The sequence below is a fragment of the Pseudomonas sp. NBRC 111140 genome (genome assembly GCF_001320885.1).
Lineage (GTDB): Bacteria > Pseudomonadota > Gammaproteobacteria > Pseudomonadales > Pseudomonadaceae > Aquipseudomonas > Aquipseudomonas putida_P.
The window spans coordinates 22,953-41,323 of the sequence record NZ_BCBQ01000057.1; the positions used below are offsets into that span (position 1 = coordinate 22,953).

18 protein-coding genes and 2 pseudogenes are annotated in these 18,371 nt (G+C 57.7%); 10 read left to right on the forward strand and 10 right to left on the reverse strand.

Annotation, left to right across the window (positions count from 1 at the left end; translation table 11 throughout):
- Window positions 1-73: 73 nt before the first annotated feature.
- On the reverse strand, window positions 74-1,321 hold the full coding sequence (locus APH42_RS18200; RefSeq protein WP_060493938.1) for a hypothetical protein: 1,248 nt from the start codon (window positions 1,319-1,321) through the stop codon (window positions 74-76).
- Between the two features lie 427 nt (window positions 1,322-1,748).
- Here APH42_RS18200 and APH42_RS18205 point away from each other — a divergent pair, with 427 nt between their 5' ends.
- The 4 genes from APH42_RS18205 (at window position 1,749) to APH42_RS29315 (ending at window position 5,794) form a co-directional block, all read left to right on the forward strand.
- Entirely contained in the window at window positions 1,749-2,426 is a 678-nt protein-coding gene (locus tag APH42_RS18205) for a phosphatidylserine/phosphatidylglycerophosphate/cardiolipin synthase family protein (protein ID WP_156352825.1), read from the forward strand.
- Between the two features lie 411 nt (window positions 2,427-2,837).
- Window positions 2,838-3,203: a helix-turn-helix domain-containing protein gene (locus tag APH42_RS29305; RefSeq protein WP_082421422.1), complete on the forward strand. Its 366-nt coding sequence runs from the start codon at window positions 2,838-2,840 to the stop codon at window positions 3,201-3,203.
- Window positions 3,204-3,653: 450 nt separating this feature from the next.
- Entirely contained in the window at window positions 3,654-4,610 is a 957-nt protein-coding gene (locus APH42_RS18210; protein ID WP_060493940.1) for a DNA-processing protein DprA, read from the forward strand.
- 47 nt (window positions 4,611-4,657) lie between these two features.
- Complete coding sequence (locus tag APH42_RS29315) at window positions 4,658-5,794, forward strand: hypothetical protein (protein ID WP_082421424.1); 1,137 nt, start codon at window positions 4,658-4,660, stop codon at window positions 5,792-5,794.
- Window positions 5,795-5,849: 55 nt separating this feature from the next.
- Here APH42_RS29315 and APH42_RS18215 read toward each other — a convergent pair whose 3' ends face one another.
- The 4 genes and pseudogenes from APH42_RS18215 to APH42_RS30845 all read right to left on the reverse strand — a co-directional run.
- Window positions 5,850-6,647, reverse strand: coding sequence for a DNA adenine methylase (locus APH42_RS18215; protein ID WP_060493941.1), 798 nt, complete (start codon window positions 6,645-6,647; stop codon window positions 5,850-5,852).
- 152 nt (window positions 6,648-6,799) lie between these two features.
- The gene (locus APH42_RS18220) at window positions 6,800-7,354 is read right to left on the reverse strand and encodes a lysis system i-spanin subunit Rz (RefSeq protein WP_060493942.1); all 555 of its coding nucleotides are present in this window, start codon (window positions 7,352-7,354) and stop codon (window positions 6,800-6,802) included.
- A pseudogene (locus tag APH42_RS18225) lies at window positions 7,354-7,831 on the reverse strand (glycoside hydrolase family 19 protein). Before APH42_RS18225 ends, APH42_RS18220 begins: the two are co-directional and overlap by 1 nt.
- Before the next feature lie 327 nt (window positions 7,832-8,158).
- A pseudogene (locus tag APH42_RS30845) lies at window positions 8,159-8,299 on the reverse strand (site-specific integrase); the annotation flags it as partial.
- Between the two features lie 158 nt (window positions 8,300-8,457).
- Here APH42_RS30845 and dusA point away from each other — a divergent pair.
- From dusA to APH42_RS18240, 3 genes are all read left to right on the forward strand, one after another.
- Complete coding sequence (gene dusA, locus APH42_RS18230) at window positions 8,458-9,468, forward strand: tRNA dihydrouridine(20/20a) synthase DusA (RefSeq protein WP_060493947.1); 1,011 nt, start codon at window positions 8,458-8,460, stop codon at window positions 9,466-9,468.
- Window positions 9,469-9,637: 169 nt separating this feature from the next.
- On the forward strand, window positions 9,638-10,564 hold the full coding sequence (gene tal / locus APH42_RS18235) for a transaldolase (RefSeq protein ID WP_012271373.1): 927 nt from the start codon (window positions 9,638-9,640) through the stop codon (window positions 10,562-10,564).
- A 97-nt stretch (window positions 10,565-10,661) separates the two neighbouring features.
- Complete coding sequence (locus APH42_RS18240) at window positions 10,662-12,512, forward strand: alkaline phosphatase D family protein (protein ID WP_060493943.1); 1,851 nt, start codon at window positions 10,662-10,664, stop codon at window positions 12,510-12,512.
- A 74-nt stretch (window positions 12,513-12,586) separates the two neighbouring features.
- Here APH42_RS18240 and rssC read toward each other — a convergent pair whose 3' ends face one another.
- Entirely contained in the window at window positions 12,587-13,069 is a 483-nt protein-coding gene (gene rssC, locus APH42_RS18245) for an anti-sigma factor antagonist RssC (protein ID WP_009686305.1), read from the reverse strand.
- The gene (gene rssB / locus APH42_RS18250) at window positions 13,066-14,247 is read right to left on the reverse strand and encodes a two-component system response regulator RssB (protein WP_012271371.1); all 1,182 of its coding nucleotides are present in this window, start codon (window positions 14,245-14,247) and stop codon (window positions 13,066-13,068) included. The genes rssC and rssB overlap by 4 nt, the downstream gene beginning before the upstream one ends.
- A gap of 270 nt (window positions 14,248-14,517) precedes the next feature.
- Here rssB and APH42_RS18255 point away from each other — a divergent pair, with 270 nt between their 5' ends.
- Window positions 14,518-14,817: a PilZ domain-containing protein gene (locus tag APH42_RS18255; protein WP_060493944.1), complete on the forward strand. Its 300-nt coding sequence runs from the start codon at window positions 14,518-14,520 to the stop codon at window positions 14,815-14,817.
- A gap of 34 nt (window positions 14,818-14,851) precedes the next feature.
- Here the strand turns inward: APH42_RS18255 and APH42_RS18260 are convergent, their stop codons facing one another.
- Entirely contained in the window at window positions 14,852-15,559 is a 708-nt protein-coding gene (locus tag APH42_RS18260) for a VacJ family lipoprotein (RefSeq protein WP_012271369.1), read from the reverse strand.
- 200 nt (window positions 15,560-15,759) lie between these two features.
- Here APH42_RS18260 and APH42_RS18265 point away from each other — a divergent pair, with 200 nt between their 5' ends.
- Complete coding sequence (locus APH42_RS18265; RefSeq protein WP_012271368.1) at window positions 15,760-16,323, forward strand: hypothetical protein; 564 nt, start codon at window positions 15,760-15,762, stop codon at window positions 16,321-16,323.
- A gap of 122 nt (window positions 16,324-16,445) precedes the next feature.
- Window positions 16,446-16,709 (forward strand): DUF4404 family protein, encoded by a 264-nt coding sequence (locus APH42_RS18270; RefSeq protein WP_019471256.1) that lies wholly within the window; start codon window positions 16,446-16,448, stop codon window positions 16,707-16,709.
- A gap of 39 nt (window positions 16,710-16,748) precedes the next feature.
- On the opposite strand, the gene queF is transcribed toward APH42_RS18270, so the two are convergent.
- Both queF and APH42_RS18280 read right to left on the reverse strand, forming a co-directional pair.
- Window positions 16,749-17,579 carry an NADPH-dependent 7-cyano-7-deazaguanine reductase QueF gene (gene queF / locus APH42_RS18275; RefSeq protein ID WP_060493945.1) on the reverse strand — a complete coding sequence of 277 codons (831 nt, stop codon included), beginning with the start codon at window positions 17,577-17,579 and terminating at the stop codon, window positions 16,749-16,751.
- Window positions 17,580-17,647: 68 nt separating this feature from the next.
- Entirely contained in the window at window positions 17,648-18,175 is a 528-nt protein-coding gene (locus tag APH42_RS18280; protein WP_060493946.1) for a plastocyanin/azurin family copper-binding protein, read from the reverse strand.
- Between the last annotated feature and the right edge of the window lie 196 nt (window positions 18,176-18,371).

Here is an 18,371-nt window from a genome sequence, read left to right on the forward strand (position 1 = left end):
GCGCACCACTCCTCAATTTGTACCATTTTTGTACCAACCACCTATTCCACCATTATCATGCTGGGGGAAACAGCTAGCGCTTCGCTGGCATCGGCGGATCCTCATTCACTACCGATCCAGGCGCCATGACTCGAAGGCGGGGAAAAATCCCACTTTCACGCCCCCATTCAAAAACTTTCATAAAGGCTTCAAGAAATGCCTCATCACCGTGCAAAAAACGAGTGTACTGATGCAGCTCACTATACGAGAGCGCGATAGTTGGCACTCCCTTTGACTCATACACATCAAAAAGCACTGGAGTGTACTCATCATAGCTATCATTAAATAGCTCTTTCATAACAACCAACCCATACAACCCACGCCCTTCCAGATCAACCTTGACCTCATCATCTCCCATTAAAAACACAGCTGGCTTTTTGCGTCCCAGATAGAGGGCAGCCCCTTTCACCTGTGCCGCGCCCTTCCTCAAAGCCTTTAAGGCAGTGGATTTTTTTCGATCTATAGATTGATTCACCACCCTCTCTAGATTCGGGCTATCTTTAGCCTGAACAATAAACACGTTCTTCGGCGTCACCACCAAAATATCTGCCACCTCTTCACGATCGTAGTATCGCTTGGGGGAATGGTAGATCTCCTCAGCTGCAAACGTTCGCTGCAGCAACGCGATTATCTCCTGCTCCTGAAAGACTCCAGGCTCTTCACGCTCAAGCTCGAAGTGACTGACAGATGGGCTACCGTGATATTGGTGGCTTTCGTCACGCATATCCGCAAAAACGATGTCCTCAGGATAAAGAGGCTCTAGGAGGTCAACTTTAATAGCGCGATCGTCGTCGCTTTGCCCAGAACAACTAAACCACTCTGTCAGAAAGTTCAGTATTGCGCTTTGATTAAGCCCAACCACGCTGGGCATTACAGCGTCCTGCAGCAGACTTCTATGAGCGCCTGATGACGCAAGCTGCGCCCTGTATCCAAGTACCTCTCGCCCAAGCTCGTCAAAAAAATGTATATTTACTTCTCTAGACAGAAAAACTTGACAGAACTCATAGGCAAACAGCTCCTTCACTAGCGCCCCTCCAAGTATCAAGGGATGCCGCTCATCATCGAAGAAGGCAGCAATAAAGCCGACCGAATTAACCCCATATAGGTCGTAAGGTACCAAATGCACGGAAAACTTCTTTTTAAGTTTTGCCGCCAATATTAGTTCTTTATTAGCCTTCACAACCAAACGCGGCAAAGAATCCCCTTTAAACATCAACGGCAGCAGACCAATTGGCAATTCGTGGACATACTGCATAACAGCAGGGTGAGTCATTGAAAGCATACTGTACTTCCTCGGGCTGGCCAGGGCTTCAAAGAGCACGATTCTAGCCCAACCTAGGAATTCCAGCGGTACCAATCACACACCACTTGTGCTGTAGCAAGAACATGAAAAAGCGCCGAAGCCTCACAGTTTCAGGGCCTGGCGCCTTTTTGCGTTCTGGCATCAGCATGCACGCGAGCATAGATTGGCATTGAACGGCGTATGGTTTGCCCCATTTTTGCCCGAAAAAATCTGAGCCACACCCACGAAGACCGAGCTGTATTCGCAGTGACTCAGCCTCGACTAGGAAAAGGGATTTGTACCCCACCGCTTTGAATGCGATGCTTGGGCGAACTTATTTCATCCAACCAAGTGGTGCACTCCTATGCCTTTCGAGCCTGACCGTCTTTACCACGAGCTTGGGTACCTTATCGTGGCAATGCCCGACATGACCACCAACCAATGGCAAACCCCCGAGGGCCAGCGATGGCTCGGGCGAGCTGCTGCGCTCTTGGAGCAAAGTGGCAACCTGGCGGATTCAATGGAGTTCAACGTTGCGGTGCAAGGTTTGAGCTCTTATCAATTCTCGACCAGCCATGCTGGGGCAGTTCAACGAATGACTACTATTCTATATCGTGCCCTTGCTCGGGCAGAGCTGCAGGCGTCGCCTTCCAGCAGCGGCGCTTTTATACCTGTTGGTGAAACCTTCTCCGCATTCGCTGCTTTATCTAGGATTCTTTGCGGAGCGAGCAACACAGTCATGTTTGTCGACCCCTACGCCGATGCCAACCTACTGACAGACTTCGCGGTGTTGGTACCCGACGGTGTCAGCGTGCGGATTTTGGCAGATGCGGGCAGCAAAAAAGCAGCGTTCCCACCTGCAGTAAAGCATTGGGTACACCAATACGCGTCAGCGCGCCCGCTAGAAGCTAGACTCGCACCAGAGCGATCCCTTCATGATCGCCTGATCATCATTGACGAGCGAGAAGCCTGGAGCCTGGGACAATCTTTCAACGCTTTAGCTGCGCGAGCACCTACAAGCCTGATTCGTGCAGATGCTGAAACGGCCCGCCTGAAGATCGAGGCACATAATCAGGCTTGGCAGACAGCCACCCCGATCAATTGAGCTGGTTCTTCTGGTACTCGGGGCTGAGACACATCCCCCCACAGTATCAGGGCTTGGGCGCCTTTCTTCATCCCGGCATCCGTGTATGCATGGGCATGGATTGGCATTGAATGGCGCATGGTTCGCCCTATTTTTGCCCCAAGGACAAGTTCGCCCACGAAGGCCGAGCTGGCCTATCCCTGATCTTGCCCTACACCAGGGATAGGGATTTGAACCCGCCCGGATTGCGCGGCAGACCGCATGAGGCCCTAAATCATTGACGGCAACGCGCTGCACGGAGGCTCATTGCGGCCTAATGCGGCCTAATGCGGCCCCGATTCTGCCCTAAATTTGCCCTAAACCTAGCCCATATTTGCCAGCGCATCAGCACCGCCTATACTGTTTATACATACAGTATCAGGTAACCTCGCCATGACCTCACAATTTCATGATCGGCAACCGCCGGTCGTCATCTTGGACGAGCAGCAGATCGCAACTGTCGCTCAGCTCATAGACCATCTACCGCTCAGTTTCAGAGGCGCCCATTGCCAAACTGCTCGTGAACTGCTGGGCTGGAGCATTAAGGAACTGAGCTCAGCATCCGGTGTTACCCCTCAGGCCATTCAACGGCTTGAACACGGCGCACACCTCAAAACGGTGAGCATGCAAGCACTTGCATTTGCGCTTGAAGCTGAAGGATTGGTTTTCTTCCCTGGTCACCCACCGCTCAGAGGCATGAACTGTCGCGGGTCAACAAAAGACCCGCGCTGCCGCCTCGATTATCATCTCCTTGAGTAAGGGAACTGATACCGGGCCTGTTGCTGCCGCCAGAAATTCAGCGCCGCCTTGGCCTGCTTCTCTCATCCATCGAAGCAGCCAGCAGTCCTGTAATCTGCTTGATCGCGCAGGCCAATCCCCAAGGCGCCTGCCTAGGGTTGGATATGGGCCGCAGGCTCGCTCGCTCTGACATTGAGCGCGTAGAGATCTTAGTCGACACCGTAGCCAACCAGCGATTGGCCGAGCTAGCGCGTGAGTATCAGCCATAATTAACCTGCAATAGACTACCAAAGGCGGGTCGTTTTTCCCGGACTCAAGAGCCAAACCAGCGCAACCACCAAGCCTCATCCCTAGCAGGTAGGTGGTTAGAGCCTACTCATCAGCAAGCTAGAACCTATCATTGCCAACTGCTATCTTCTTTGTGAAATGGCGGTCGACCGCAACGCGCCGACTCAATCAGGATCACATTCAATGGAAGCTATTTTGGAATCCGAAGCTGAGCAAACGCACTGGCGAAGAGAAAAGATTGCTTTCCTCGCTCTCAGCACTATTAAGGGACTTGGCTTCTGGAGCCTACATAAGATTGCCATAAGCGGTAGAGGCTTCAACTCAAGCTTGCGAAATCCTGACGAAGATCTTTTGAAAATAATTTCAGAAGATTTTCTTCAAAAATCAGGACAAAACGATCTCGCGCTAGCGCAAGAGAACCTTTGGAGTCTAGGGTTAGAACTAGCACACCTGCTAAATAGAAACAGCACCACTCTGATATTCAAAAACGAAGACGGCTTCCCTCGCAAACTTAAAGCCACCAAAGATTCTCCAGAGTGGTTATTCGTTCAGGGAGATCCCGCCTGCCTACATGGATATTCGATAGCAATAGTTGGCACGCGAGAGCCAACCGACGACGGCATTCTTCTCACCAAGACCTTAGTAGCAGGTCTTAATAACTTTAAACTTGCCACCATCAGTGGGCTCGCGGCCGGAATCGATCAAACGGCTCACCTTGAGTCAGTGCGATACGATATTCCCACCATAGCGGTTCTGGGAACGGGGATATTTCTTGATTACCCAAAGGGATCCGACAAAGTTCGCCAGAAAATAATAGATAACGGTGGCTGCGTTATAACTGAATATTTACCAAATCAGAAATCTAGCGCCGAAAACTTTGTTAGACGGAACCGCATCCAGGCGGCTCTCTGCGACACTTTGATCCCTGTCGAGTGGAAAATCAAAAGCGGCACCGCTCATACCGTGGGCTTTGCTAGCAAATACAATCGCAAAATTGCCAATGTATATCTACCTAAGACATACTCACTGCGTGCCGAGCTTGCTTTCTCCGAGGCTAAATATGGAGCCGAATCATTTGAAATGCCCACCAACATTCTAAATCTTCTTCGATTTGCATTTTTTCCAAAAATTAAAAATTAGCACTCGTCGCAGCAAAGCATGTCAGACAACACAAAAAGGACTAGTAGATGTTGGCACTCCTCGCTTCACCCAGCTCAATATTAAAGACCGCGACCAAACCAGATACCGACATTGTTGAAGCGTTGAAAGATATCGCCAACAAGAACAACCCTGTGGCCATCGTATCCAACAATCCGAAGCCAAACTGGTTTGACGAAGCCTTCAACTTATCAAAAGTGGTATTCGTCCGAGCCAAAGGACGTCAAAGCGGCCAATTCATCAAAGATGTCGCCAAAAAACATAACATGCCCACCTCTAACTTCTTGTGCCTTACAGCCACAGACGAAGATTATATGATGGGCAAAAACGGCCAAGCAATTCTCATCGCAGCAGGTTGGTCAAACAATGCCAAAGCCAAAAGTCTAGGCATTCAAGTCGCGAATGCGAGCGAACTCAAAGAAGTGTTTGAACTCACTAACAACTGGCCCGGAAGCTGGTGGTTCACCGGGAACAGCCCCAGTTATGGGGTCAGGGCGCTAGCGGATTTATCCAGCTACGGGGCAGGAGCTGATCAGGTAAGTTTCTCCCAAAAAGTAACGAATACAGTAAAACAAGGAGGAGGCCGATTAAATGCTCTACTAACAATCACTTCAAGATCCTTACTGCTTGAATGGGGAGGCGAGAAAAAGGGTGTATTTTTTGGGGTTTACCCATCTTCTGACCCTACAAAATTTAACGATGAAGTACTCACGGACTTTACCCATCGTTTACGAACTACAGTTTCACGCGTTCGTTACGCTGATCGGAGCGAGCCTCTGTTCATACGTCACACAGCTTCTCCCAAACGTTCAAAAGGGCAAGGCGGGGACCGAACTGACCCCACCTCTCAAGTAACAACCCTTCATCTGAACCCTAGCTATGCTCAATCAATTAGAGGGAAGGATGTAATCATTATCGACGACTGTACAACTTACGGCCTATCATTCGGAGTGGCCGCGGCATTTTTGGCTGCCGCCGGAGCTTCATCCATGACTGGAATTGCGCTAGGAAAGTTTGGCTCACGCCTTGAGCATTACCATATCACTCTGAATAGCGATCCGTTCGCACCAGTTAAAGCTTCCGACTTCACTCTAGTCGAGCACACTTCTTTACCTGGCAAGACAGCAGTCGGTGCTCAAAATGCGCTGCATGAGCTAGTCCCTTAATTTTTTGCAGAAGCATGCATAGGGCCAGCCTTGCTGGGAGCTGGCCGTACGTATCCTAAAGCAACAATTGACCAAGCTCAGCGGGTTGCCAATTCATGACCACCAGTTCACCAGACACCTCCGCCTTACAATTGCGCTGATTAGTAGTGCTGTAACGGATATCCAAGCACTCAAAGTGGAAGCCGTCGAATGCTCGCCGAATGTCCGGGTGGTCGTTGATGCTGACCATAACCCTACCCTTGCACCGGCGCATAAACTCGGCAATGCGTTCGTACTCCTCAAACGGAAACTCCACACCGTAGCCGACGGTCTGCCAGTAAGGCGGGTCCATGTAGAAGAAGGTGTGCGCTCTATCGTAGCGCTCGGCGCAGTCGAGCCAGGACAGGTTCTCGACGTAGGTGCCGGCGAGACGCTGCCACGCCGCAGACAGATTCTCCTCGATGCGCAACAGGTTGATGGCCGGTCCGGTGGTTGCGGTACCGAACGTCTGCCCTGTGACCTTGCCACCGAAAGCATGCTGCTGCAGGTAGAAGAACCGCGCCGCTCGCTGAATATCGGTCAGGGTTTCAGGACGCGTCATCTTCTGCCACTCAAAGATCTGCCGAGAGCTGAGCGCCCATTTGAACTGGCGCACGAACTCCTCCAGGTGGTTCTGCACAACGCGATAAAGGGTGACCAGGTCACCGTTGAGATCGTTTAGCACCTCCACAGGAGCGGGCTGGGGCCGCATGAAGAACAACGCGGCACCGCCGGCGAAGACTTCGACATAGCATTCATGAGGGGGAAAGAGGGGGATCAAGCGGTCGGCCAGGCGGCGTTTGCCACCCATCCAGGGAATGATTGGAGAGGTCATAGGTATGCAAGTCTTTACTGTATGGATAAACAGGTGTTAGGCTCGCCGCGCTTTGTGCACAAGGCAGAGGCCACGGCTGGACTTGCAGGAAGGGTCTGCGGGTTCGGTGGGCCGGGCTGGATGTTGGCGCATCCTCCCGGCTCGCCTCTTTACTACTTGGTGACTTCGCGGACGTAGGCCTGACAGGCCTGCAGTGCGATCAGCCCCCGGTCGCCGTCGTCGGTGATGGCGACAATTCGTTGAGAATGCGCTCGGTCAAGTTGGGCGCGTACGGCGCCATGTACCAGGCTTCCGGTGCCGGTGGTTTCTCGCACCCCACCGTCACAACCCGGGGCGGCAAAGGCTCCGGCGTCGACAAGGACTGACAACCGCAGATCAGCGGTAGCAAGCCTGTCACGCAGGCGAGCTTGAGTTTTTTGAGCATCGTTCATCTCCTGCCAATGTGTTTTGCCCTGCTCCTGCAGGCGCTCTTCCAGTGCCTGTCGCTGAGCCTTCTGCTCCGCCAACTGATCCAGAGCTGCAGCTGCAGCCTCTTCACGCTCGCGACCATAGGCTCGATCTTTATCAGCCAATTGCCGAATGTAATCAGCCGACTGATCCGCAAGCTGGCGACCGTACTCGCTGGCCTGCCACACCCAGGCACCTCGGCCACCGACATAGAGCCCGAGCGCAGCAGCTAACAAGGCGATACGCCAATTCAGCGACATTACTGCAGCACCTCAAGCGCTCGCTTGTAGAGCGCCTGGCGATCTTTCAAGCCATTCAGGCCACCATTGATGCGGCGGGTGATCGACTCGAAAACCGAGTCATCGGCCTGTGCCACCTTGTCAGCAAGGCTATTGAGGCCCGCACGCTGCCAAAACCACCCGGCTGACAGCGACGCGTAGACCGGCTGCTCGAGCAGGTCCGGTGTATTGAGCAAGCGACTGTCACCGAACAGTGCCTCACTGCAGGCTTCGTAGTTATCACGCCCGGTGATCTGAATCAGCCCACGGCCACGGTACCGCTGGCCATCACCATCCGCCTGCGGCGTGTTGCCGAGGCGCTGCGCCAAGCGGCCAGTGTCGTACTTGGCCAAGTAGGCATCGTTACCGAGCTCACGCACATACAGCAGTTGGCCAGACTAATGGCCGACACGGGCATGCCGCCATACGCTTGGGCGTGATGATCGAGTACTTGCCCATTGTCGCGTTGAGGCCAGGAACAAAAACACTAGCTTTGCGGCCGGCGTTGGGGAGGATCTGTTGTAGCCGTTGGACTGTGATAGCCCTTGGATCAGAGCTGCTTAACCTTGAGCGGCGTTTCGACTTTCTTTTTTTGCCCGAGGACTTGGCCATACCCTTCTTGCCGCCATTGCGTCCCACGGCTGTGGCCCACCCGCTGACCACGAACACCTGCTCAACGCTTTCTATCCGGTACTCGCCATTGAGGCCGACCTTGAAGCCCTAGGCGTTGATCGTGCACTCGGCGAACAGGTTCTAGGCAGTGTTACATTAGTGCTGCGCCATGTGCCCTACCCGGTTCGCACCCTCGATAGCATCTGGTTCAGCCAACTCGGTTACCGTCGCTTCGCCCAAGCCACAGCGGCTTGTTTACGGGCGAACGACTGGCTCTCTTGGTAGACTGCCTACCCTATCGCAGTTGATGCGAATCTAAGCCGTATACCTGATCGTACCGTCTGCCTTCTTGCGGGGTCTGATGGTTGCCATGAGAATTGGTACACGTCCTGACTCGCTTGGTACATTGCACCAAGCGCTTGGTAAAACGCCCCAAAATCCCCGAAAAATTGGTACAAAACACGTTGAACGAAATGACCGCAAAATCAGGCTCCAAGCCACAAACCACGCGCCCTGAGCCGTCACGCCGCTTCAGCGTTGCACCTATGATGGACTGGACAGACCGCCACTGCCGGTTCTTCCTGCGCCTGCTCTCCAAGCAAACCCTGCTCTACACCGAAATGGTCACCACCGGCGCCCTGTTGCACAACGACGCCCAGCGTTTCCTGCGTCACGATGCCTCCGAGCACCCGCTGGCCCTTCAACTGGGCGGCAGTGTGCCGGCCGACCTGGCCGCTTGTGCGCGCCTGGCCGAAGACGCTGGCTACGACGAGGTCAACCTGAACGTCGGCTGCCCGAGCGACCGGGTGCAGAACAACATGATCGGCGCCTGCCTGATGGCTCACCCGGCGCTGGTGGCCGACTGCGTGAAAGCCATGCGTGATGCGGTGTCGACCCCGGTGACGGTGAAGCACCGCATTGGCATCAATGGCCGCGACAGCTACGCCGAGCTGTGCGACTTCGTCGGCCAGGTGCGCGAGGCCGGCTGCCGGAGCTTCACCGTGCATGCGCGTATCGCCATTCTGGAGGGGCTGTCGCCGAAGGAAAACCGCGAAATTCCACCCCTGCGCTATGACGTGGCCGCGCAGTTGAAGGCGGACTTCCCGGACCTGGAGATCGTGCTCAACGGCGGGATCAAGACCCTGGACGAATGCCAGAAGCACCTTGAAACCTTCGATGGCGTAATGCTGGGGCGTGAGGCGTATCACAACCCTTATCTGCTGGCCGAAGTGGACCAGCAGCTGTTTGCCAGCGATGCGCCGGTGGTCAGCCGTAGCGAGGCGTTGGCGCAGTTGCGGCCTTATATCGTGGCGCACATGGAAAGCGGTGGCGCGATGCACCACGTTACCCGGCATATTCTGGGGCTGGCCCAAGGGTTCAAAGGCGCGCGGCGTTTCCGCCAACTACTGTCGGCGGACATCCACAAGGCGGCAGAGCCGCTGGCGGTGTTTGATCAGGCGGTGGAGTTGTTGCAGGGGCGGTGACCCCAAGGGCGAGGGAACCTCAGGCTTGCTTGCGACTCGAAACTTCACCCTTCGTACAGCCCTTCGCGGGCAAGCCCGCTCCCGCAGCTGGCCCGCAGGGCTCCGAGGCCCTTGAGCGGCTGTCGGGGCTCGGGTAATGTCGAGTAAATGCACAGGACAGAGCACGCCCATGACCTCCAAGCTGGAACAACTCAAGCAGTTCACCACCGTGGTCGCCGACACCGGGGACCTGGACGCCATCACCCGCCTGAAGCCGGTCGATGCCACCACCAACCCGTCCTTGCTGCTAAAGGCCGCTGCCATCCCAGGCTACGCCGACCTGCTCAAGCAAGTGAAGGCCGACGCCAAGGGTGATGTCGACCTGGCCTGCGACAAGTTTGCCGTGGCCGTGGGCTCGGGCATTCTCAAGGTCATCCCAGGGCGTATCTCCACCGAGGTTGATGCACGCCTGTCGTTCGATGAGCCGGCCCTGCTGAACAAGGCTCGCCAGTTGATCGCCCTTTACGAGGCGGCCGGTGTGCCAAAAGACCGAGTGCTGATCAAGCTGGCCTCCACCTGGGAAGGCATTCGCGCCGCCGAGAAGCTGGAGAAGGAAGGCATCCAGACCAACCTCACCCTGCTGTTCTCCTTCGCCCAGGCCCAGGCCTGCGCCGATGCCGGGGTGTTTCTGATTTCGCCGTTCGTGGGCCGTATCTACGACTGGTACAAAAAAAGCACCGGCAAGGACTACGTCGGCGCCGAGGACCCGGGCGTGCAGTCGGTCACGCGTATCTACAACTACTACAAGGCCAATGGCTACAACACCGTGGTCATGGGCGCCAGCTTCCGTAATATCGGCCAGATCGAGCAACTGGCCGGCTGCGACCGCCTGACCATCAGCCCGGAACTGCTGCAGCAGCTTAGCGATGACCAGGGCGAACTGCCGCAGGTGCTGAAGCCAGGCAATGCCGGTGAAGCCAAGCAGCCGTTGAACGAAAGCCAGTTCCGCTGGGCAATGAATGAAGATGCCATGGGCACCGAGAAGCTGGCCGAGGGTATTCGCCAGTTTGCGCGGGACCAGGAGAAGCTGGAGAAGTTGATGGCTGAAAAGGCCTGATACAGTTCTGGTTTGCCCGACGGGCGGGAAGTGTTCAGCATTTTCCGCCCGTTTTGTTTTGCCTGGCCTTAGTTGTGTATAGCCACCCGAGCTGTCGATGACCTCCTCTACCTCCTTGCCCCTCGTACTCGCCGGCCCGGTACTGCGCCGCCTGGAACCGCAGCGCCTGGCCATTTGGCTGGTCGCTACCCAACCGCTGCAACCCGAATTCATCTGCCCGACCAGCGAAGCCCAGGTCGATTGCCAAGTGGTCGTGGCCGGCCAGCATGCATTCATTCATCTGCTGGACATCCACTTCGCCCGCCCCTTGCCCTGCAACCAACTGCTGGACTACGACCTGATCATCAACGGCCAGGGCATCGCGGGCTGGGCACCGCACCTGCTCTACCCCGGCACCCAGCGCCCAAACCTGGTACTGCGCGAGCGCCTCGACCACTTGCTGCACGGTTCCTGCCGCAAGCCGCATCACCCCGCGGCCGACGGCCTGCTTTGCGCCGACCGCCTGCTACAGGGCTGCGCAAGGCCCGAAGACCGCCCCGCCGTGCTGCTGATGAGCGGCGACCAGGTGTATGCCGACGATGTCGCCGGCCCCATGCTGCGCGCCATCCATAGCCTGATCACGCGCCTGGGCCTGTTCGAAGAGCAGCTGGAGGGCGCGGTGGTGGCCGACAGCCAGGCGCTTTACCAGCACCCGGCCAGCTACTACCACCGCGCCGACCTGCTACCGGCGCAAGCACTGAACGACACCCTGCGCGAACGCTTTTTTGGCGGCAAGCGCAAGCCGATCTTCTCGTCCAGCAACGCCGACAACCATCTGGTGACCTTCGCCGAAGTCATGGCCATGTACCTGCTGGTATGGTCGCCAGTACCCTGGCAGCTGGTGAACATGGGCATGCCCAGCGGGCTCAGCGACGAGCATCAAGCCCGTTACCAACAGGAGCTGCCGCTGGTCCAGGGATTTGCCGACAACCTCGGCCAGGTGGCGCGGGTGATGGCCCACCTGCCCTGCCTGATGATCTTTGACGACCATGACATCACCGACGACTGGAACCTCTCGGCGCAATGGGAAGAAACCGCCTACGGCCACCCGTTCTCGCGAAGAATCATCGGCAATGCCCTGCTCGGCTACCTGCTCTGCCAGGCCTGGGGTAACAACCCGGACGGGTGCAACCCGCTGATCGAGCAATGCCAGGCATTGACCCGCCAGAACCAGGATGAGCTGATCGGCGAGCTGCTGCGCTTTCAGGGCTGGCAGTACAGCCTGCCCACAGAACCACCACTGCTGGTACTGGACACCCGCACCCGTCGCTGGCGTAGCGAGAGCAACCTGGCAAAGCCATCCGGCCTGCTCGATTGGGAGGCGCTGAGCGAACTGCAGCAAGCGCTGCTTGACCACCCGTCAGCAATCATCGTGTCGCCTGCGCCAATTTTCGGTGTAAAGCTGATAGAAACGGTGCAGAAGGTGTTCAGCTGGCTGGGCTACCCGCTGCTGGTGGATGCCGAAAACTGGATGGCCCACCGCGGTGCGGCGCAGGTCATCCTGAACATCTTCCGCCACTCGCGCACACCGGGGCACTACGTGGTGCTGTCTGGAGATGTGCATTACTCGTTCGTCTATGAAGTACTGATCCGCCATCGCCAGCGCAGCCCGCATTTGTGGCAGGTGACCAGCAGCGGGATCAAGAACGAGTTCCCCCGGCGCTTGCTGGACGTGCTCGATCGGCTCAACCGCTGGCTGTATGCGCCACGCTCGCCGCTCAACTGGTTTACCAAGCGTCGCGAGATGGAAGTGGTGCCGCGTACGCCCAGCCACAGCAAGGCTGGGGAGCGGTTATGGAACGGCGCAGGGTTGGGGCAAGTGTTCTTCGATGAACAGGGGCGGCCTGCGCGGGTGTTTCAGCTGGATGCAGGCGGGGGTAAGGCGACCGAGTTTGTCGGCCGAGAGTAGTGCAGAGAAGGCCCTAAAGCCTGTACCGGCCCTTTTGTGCGTATACCCGCTAAAGGGCTAGGACAGGCTACAGATCAGCTGCGCTCCAGCGCATTGACCAGGTCATGGAAGGCTTCACGGTTGGAGTCGTTCAGGCCCATGAGAATCTTGTGCGCCTCCAGCACCTTGGAACGCACCACATCTTCGTTCTGGTCCTGCGACGGCAGGTCAGTCAGGCATTCGGGGCACGGTATCGGTCGATCGACGATGTTGAACACCTGATCGAAGCCCATCGACTGCAGCAGCCGGGAAATGTCCGGGTTGGTGGTGACCACGGTCGGCAGCAGGCCCACTTTTTGCCGCGACAGAATCGACAGCTTGGCCAGCAGGCCCAGGGTGGTGCTGTCGATACTTTCGGTTTCGGTCAGGTCGATGACAATCGCCGAGAAGTTCAGCGCGGTGAAAATCTTCTCGATCGTCGCATCCAGCGCCGAACACAGGGTCAGGCGCACTTCACCGACGAATTTCAGTACGAAGGTACCGCTCTGCTCGGCGAACTGGATTCTACCGGTACTCATTGAAGGTTCCTGCTCAACACCAATAGGGCGATATCATCCGGCATCTCCCCAAGCGTAGCCAATCCAAATCGTTGACGCAGCCCATCCAGGCTGCCACCTGCTGCCTTGACGATTTCCGGCAAGGCGGCTTCTTTATCTTTGAGCGTATCACCCGGCAAAAGGTCCAGAATGCCATCGGACATCAGGCTGAGGCTGAACTGCGGGGGCAGCTCCACGACCAAGTCCTGGTAGGTGGCCTCATCGAACAGCCCCACCGGCAGGCCACGGCCTTCCAGGTAGCGAGTGTGCTCGGGGGTATGCAGCACGGGCAGCGGCAAGTGGCCGCCGACGGCGTAGGTCAACAGACCAGACTCTTCGTCGATCACCCCACCGACCATGGTTACGTGCTTGCCCAGCTTGCTATTGATCAGGCCGCGGTTGATGTGACTGAGCACTTCCGACGGCTTGAACTCGCGCATCTTGCTGCGCCTGAGCTCGAACATGAGCCGCGTGGTCATGAATTTCAAAAGTACCGTGACAAAGGCCGACGACGCGCCATGCCCGGAAACATCGGCGAGGTAGAAGGCGATGCGCCGCTCGTCCACGCGGAAGTAGTCGACAAAATCACCCGACAGGTACAGCGACGGAATGATCTGGTGCTCGAACGCAAATTCACCGGCCACCCAAGGGCTTTCCGGCAACATGTTCATCTGCACCTGGCGACCGGCGGTCTGGTCTTCCTGCAGCAGGTGCAGGCTAGCCTCCAGTTCACGGTTGGCCGCTTCGAGCTTGTCGCGGTAGCGCTGGTTTTCCAGCACCAGGCGCGAGCGGTCGAGGGCACGGCGCACCGAATGTTCGAGCACGGCCAGGTCTTCCAGCGGCTTGATCAGGTAGTCGGCGGCGCCCAGGCGCAACGCTTCCACCGCATCGCTCATGACGCCGGCACCGGACACCACGATCACCGGCAACTGCGGCGCCCGCTCGCTGACCTGGCGGATCAGTTCGAGGCCGCCCATCTGCGGCATGCGCAGATCGCAGATCACGAGGTCGGGCTGGTGTTCTTCGAAGACCTGAAGCCCCTGCTGGCCATTGCCGGCCTGGAGGACGCTGAAGCCACTGTCTTCAAGGTAGGCGGCGAGGCTCGCACGGACCACGTCGTCGTCATCGATGATCAGCAGCGTTGCACTGGTTTTCTGCATGTGGGCGAACGGCGCCGATTTGGGTTGGTGCAGCGGTGTCGGCAAGGCAGACGGCCAGCTACGGGAATTCTTTATAGTCACACTCTACTTGAGTTGTAGGACAAGAACACTTGCCCGGCAACTGTCAGAGGTACCTTGTAAGGCGCAGACGGTACTCCCATCCGCCAGGGGTTTCAAGCATGCAAGGGTCGACCTTGTCGCTCTTTACAGGGCAAATCACCGGGAGTTATAAGAAAGTCGACCAGCGCAACCCGATGGGAAGGATGCAGCATGCCCCACACGCCCTCCAGCCACAGCGAGAAACGCGACTTCATTCGCATGCGTATCGATACCGAAGTCAGCCTTTTGCACGAAGGCCTGGTAATTGCGGCGGTGTGCCTGGACCTGTCCAGCGGCGGCATGCAGTTACAGGCGCCGCAGCGCTTTGCGGTGGGGGATCGGATCGAGGTACGGATCGACTCCGACCACCCGGCGCTCAAGGGGCTGCATGCCAGCACCGAAGTGGTATGGATTGCCGACCAGCCGGGCGGGCAACAAAAGTTCGGGTTGCGGATTCTGGCCATGCATTGAACCTGGAGCCGCACAGCGGCCCCAAGCTCACCGATTAGAAGTCGTCTTCGACCTCGCCATCCTTGACCTTGAACTCGCGGTTCTGCAGGTAAGCATTGCGAATGAAGATGTACTTGTCACCCTGAATCAGCTTCTCGGCCGAGAGCAGGCTGGCGCGGGTGTCGATCACGTCCAGGGCGAAGATCGAGTTGCGCGTCGGCACGTGGTCGATGTAGCGGTAGGGTTCGGTGTAGGTGTCCGGGTACTTGGCCACACCGTCACGCACGGTGCTTGGGCCCAGCAGCGGAATGACCACGTACGGGCCGCTTGGCACGCCCCAGTAGCCCAGTGTCTGGCCGAAGTCTTCGTCGCTGCGCTGCAGGCCCATCTTGGTACCCACATCGAAGAAGCCACCCAGGCCAAAGGTGGTGTTGACGATCAACCGCGCAGTATCCACGCCCGCCGCGTGGGGCTTGAGCTGCAGCAGGTTGTTGGCCAGGTTGGTCACGTCGCCCAGGTTGCGGAAGATGTTGTGAATGCCATCTTCAAGAAACTGCGGGGTGACAGCCTGGTAGCCCTTGGCCAATGGCTTGAGGGCATAAGTGTCGACCGTATCGTTGAAGCGAAAGATCGGGCGGTTGACCGCTTCCCAGGGATCTTCCTCGGTGGCGGCCTGGGTAGCTGCCACGGGCGCCAGCAGCATGCTGGCGCAGACACAGGCCTGGGTGACTCGTTCGATCACACTGGCACCGATCCTACGCATAGATGTTTCTCCATCGAATTTCTCGGCCGCAAGCGCGACAGGCGCGCTGCTATCAAGGCGGCAGTATAGAGGCTTGCGGGCTGATAAACAGCTTTACACATTTTTGCTCAATATTTTGTGAACAACTGTTGCGCAATGACCGATGTCACAGTGCGGTAACAATCAGCGCATAGCCTGCGGACTATTTGGGGGAAGTTGCCATGGACGCTGCACCCGCCTTCACTGCTGTGCTGTTCGGCTTGCGCGGCTGCCTGGTGCAGGCCACCAATGGCGCACCCTCGCCCGCCCCCGGCGCTCTGGCCACCCTCGCCAGCCTGCGCCAGCGCCAGGTGCCCTGCATCTGGCTGGATGACCTCAATAGCACGCAAAGCAAGCGCCTGGCCCATGTGTTGCCCGCCTGGCTGCCAGGGCATTCGGTCAACGGCGTGCGCTGGCCGGCGCCAAACGCCTGCTGGCAGGCGCTGATGACCCTGGACAGCGAACGCCTGGACGGCTGCGTGCTGGTGAGTGGTGACCCGCGCTTGCTGCAGTCAGGCTTGAACGCGGGGCTATGGACGGTTGGCCTGGCAGCCTGCAGCCCGTTCTGTGACCGAGGCTCCGAGCAATGGCAAGGCATGACCCCAAAGGAACAGGACCAGGCCCGCGGCAAGGCCACGCTGGAGCTGTTCAGCTTGGGCGTGCATTCGGTGATCGACCACCTGGAAGCGCTGGACACCTGCCTGCAGGACATCGCCCAGCGCCGGCGCAAGGGTGAAAAACCCTGATACAGCACCTTTGACGCGGATCATGCAAATCGGCGACAGGTGGATTACGCTGAAGAAAGGCCAGAACCTTTGCCGCTTCGCTGAGGTCCATGGCTTGCCAAGCCCTTGATGGAGAAATGCCAATGCCTGCCCGCGAATTGCAAGAGCGCCTGAACAGCTTGCGCGAGCAACTGGACCGCAACGTACCGCTTTCGGAAGACGAACTGGCCGCGTTGCACGAAGAAGCGCGCCAGATCGAGGCGCAACTGAAACTCGAAGAAGCCACGCCCGACAATAACCTGGTGGACGGGGTGAACCTGGCGATCGAGCGCTTCGAGGCCGACCACCCTGACCTCACCGCTACCTTGCGCAGCATCGCCAACTCGCTGCACAGCATGGGTATCTGAAGTAGCGGGGCCGCAAAGCGGCCCCCGCATTCCTTGAACTTACTGCCGAACCAAACGCTTGTTATCCGGTTTGATTACCCCGGTACTGCGGTACGGGTTGATGTCCAGCCCACCGCGGCGCACATAGCGCGCATACACCGTCAAATGCTCTGGCTGCAGCAGGTTCTTCAAGTCCAGGTAAATTCGCTCCACGCATTGTTCGTGGAAGTCGGCATGCTGGCGGAAGCTGACCAGGTAAGTCAGTAGGCTGCCGTGGTCCAGCGCCCTGCCCTTGTACTCGACCACCACGCTGCCCCAGTCCGGCTGGCCAGTGACCGGGCAATTGGACTTGAGCAGGTGGCTGTGCAGGGTTTCTTCCACCACCTGCGCCGGGTTGCAGCGCAGCAGCTCTGGCTGCGGCTGCTCGTAGTTGCTGATGGCCACGTCCAACGCATCGATGCACTGCCCCGGCAACGCTACCACCCCCTGGGCTTCAACTTCGGCCAAGGTGCGCACCTTCACGCCCACAGGCTTGCCGGCAGCGGCGGACAGGTCTTTCTCCAGGCATGCCTGCAACTCGCCCAGCGAGGCGAACACTGTCTGGTTCAGTGAGTTGAGGTACAGCTTGAACGACTTGGACTCGATGATGTTCGGCGAATCGGCCGGGATGGCGAACTCGCCGATCGCCACCACAGGCTTGCCCGAAGGCAGCAGCCAGCTCAGCTCGAAACAGTTCCAGTAATCCACGCCCTGCCAGGGCAAGGTCTGTGCAGTGACGCCCAGCTCGGCCCACTTGGCAGTACGCGGGATCGGGAACAGCTGCTCCGGGGAGTAGGTGGCGATGTATTCGCTGGATTTGCCCAGCGGGGAGTGTTCGGCAGCGGGATGCATGGAAACTGACCTACAGGTTCGAAATTGCCCTTAGTCTACCGGTTTTGCACCCCGCCTTGCAGGGCCAGTCACTCGATGGTCAATGCCCCGACCATGCCGGCCTGGTAATGCCCCGGCACGTTGCAGGCAAACTCGATGGGTGCCGACTTACGGAAGGTCCAGGTCAGCTCGGCACGCTGGCCGGGCATTACCAGCACGGTGTTGCCACCACCGTGGCCATGGCCACCGCCGTGACCCATCATTTGCCCGTGGTTCGCCATCTGACCGTGGTCCATGCCTTCGTGGTTCATGGCCTCGGTGAACATCTTGCCTTGCATGGCGACCATTTCCTTCTGGTGTTCGGCATGCATGGCCTTGTCGCCCAGGTTGAACTCGTGTGGCAGCTTGCCCTCGTTGACCAGCACGAAGCGCACGGTCTCGCCGGCTTTTACCTGCAGGCTCTTGGGCTCGAAAGCAATGTCCTTGAGCACCACGTTGACCGTGCGGGTGGCCTTGGCCGCTGCAGCCGGCTCGCCAAAGGCGAAGGTTTGCGCCTCGCCGGCAAAGGTCGGCAGGCTGGCCAGGGCAAGGGTGGCGGCAATGAACAGGCGCTTCATGATGACTCCGGGAATACACAACGAGAGAGTGCCACCTTAGTCAGGGGCGACTGGCAGCTACCTGACGGGAAGATTACAACTTTGTCAGCTTGGGCGAGCCGGCGCATCGTCACGTATCATTTCAGCCACCGCATCGCCCGCTCCCACAGGGTAGGCACAAACCTTCAGATTATGGACAGTGCATGAAACTGCTGAT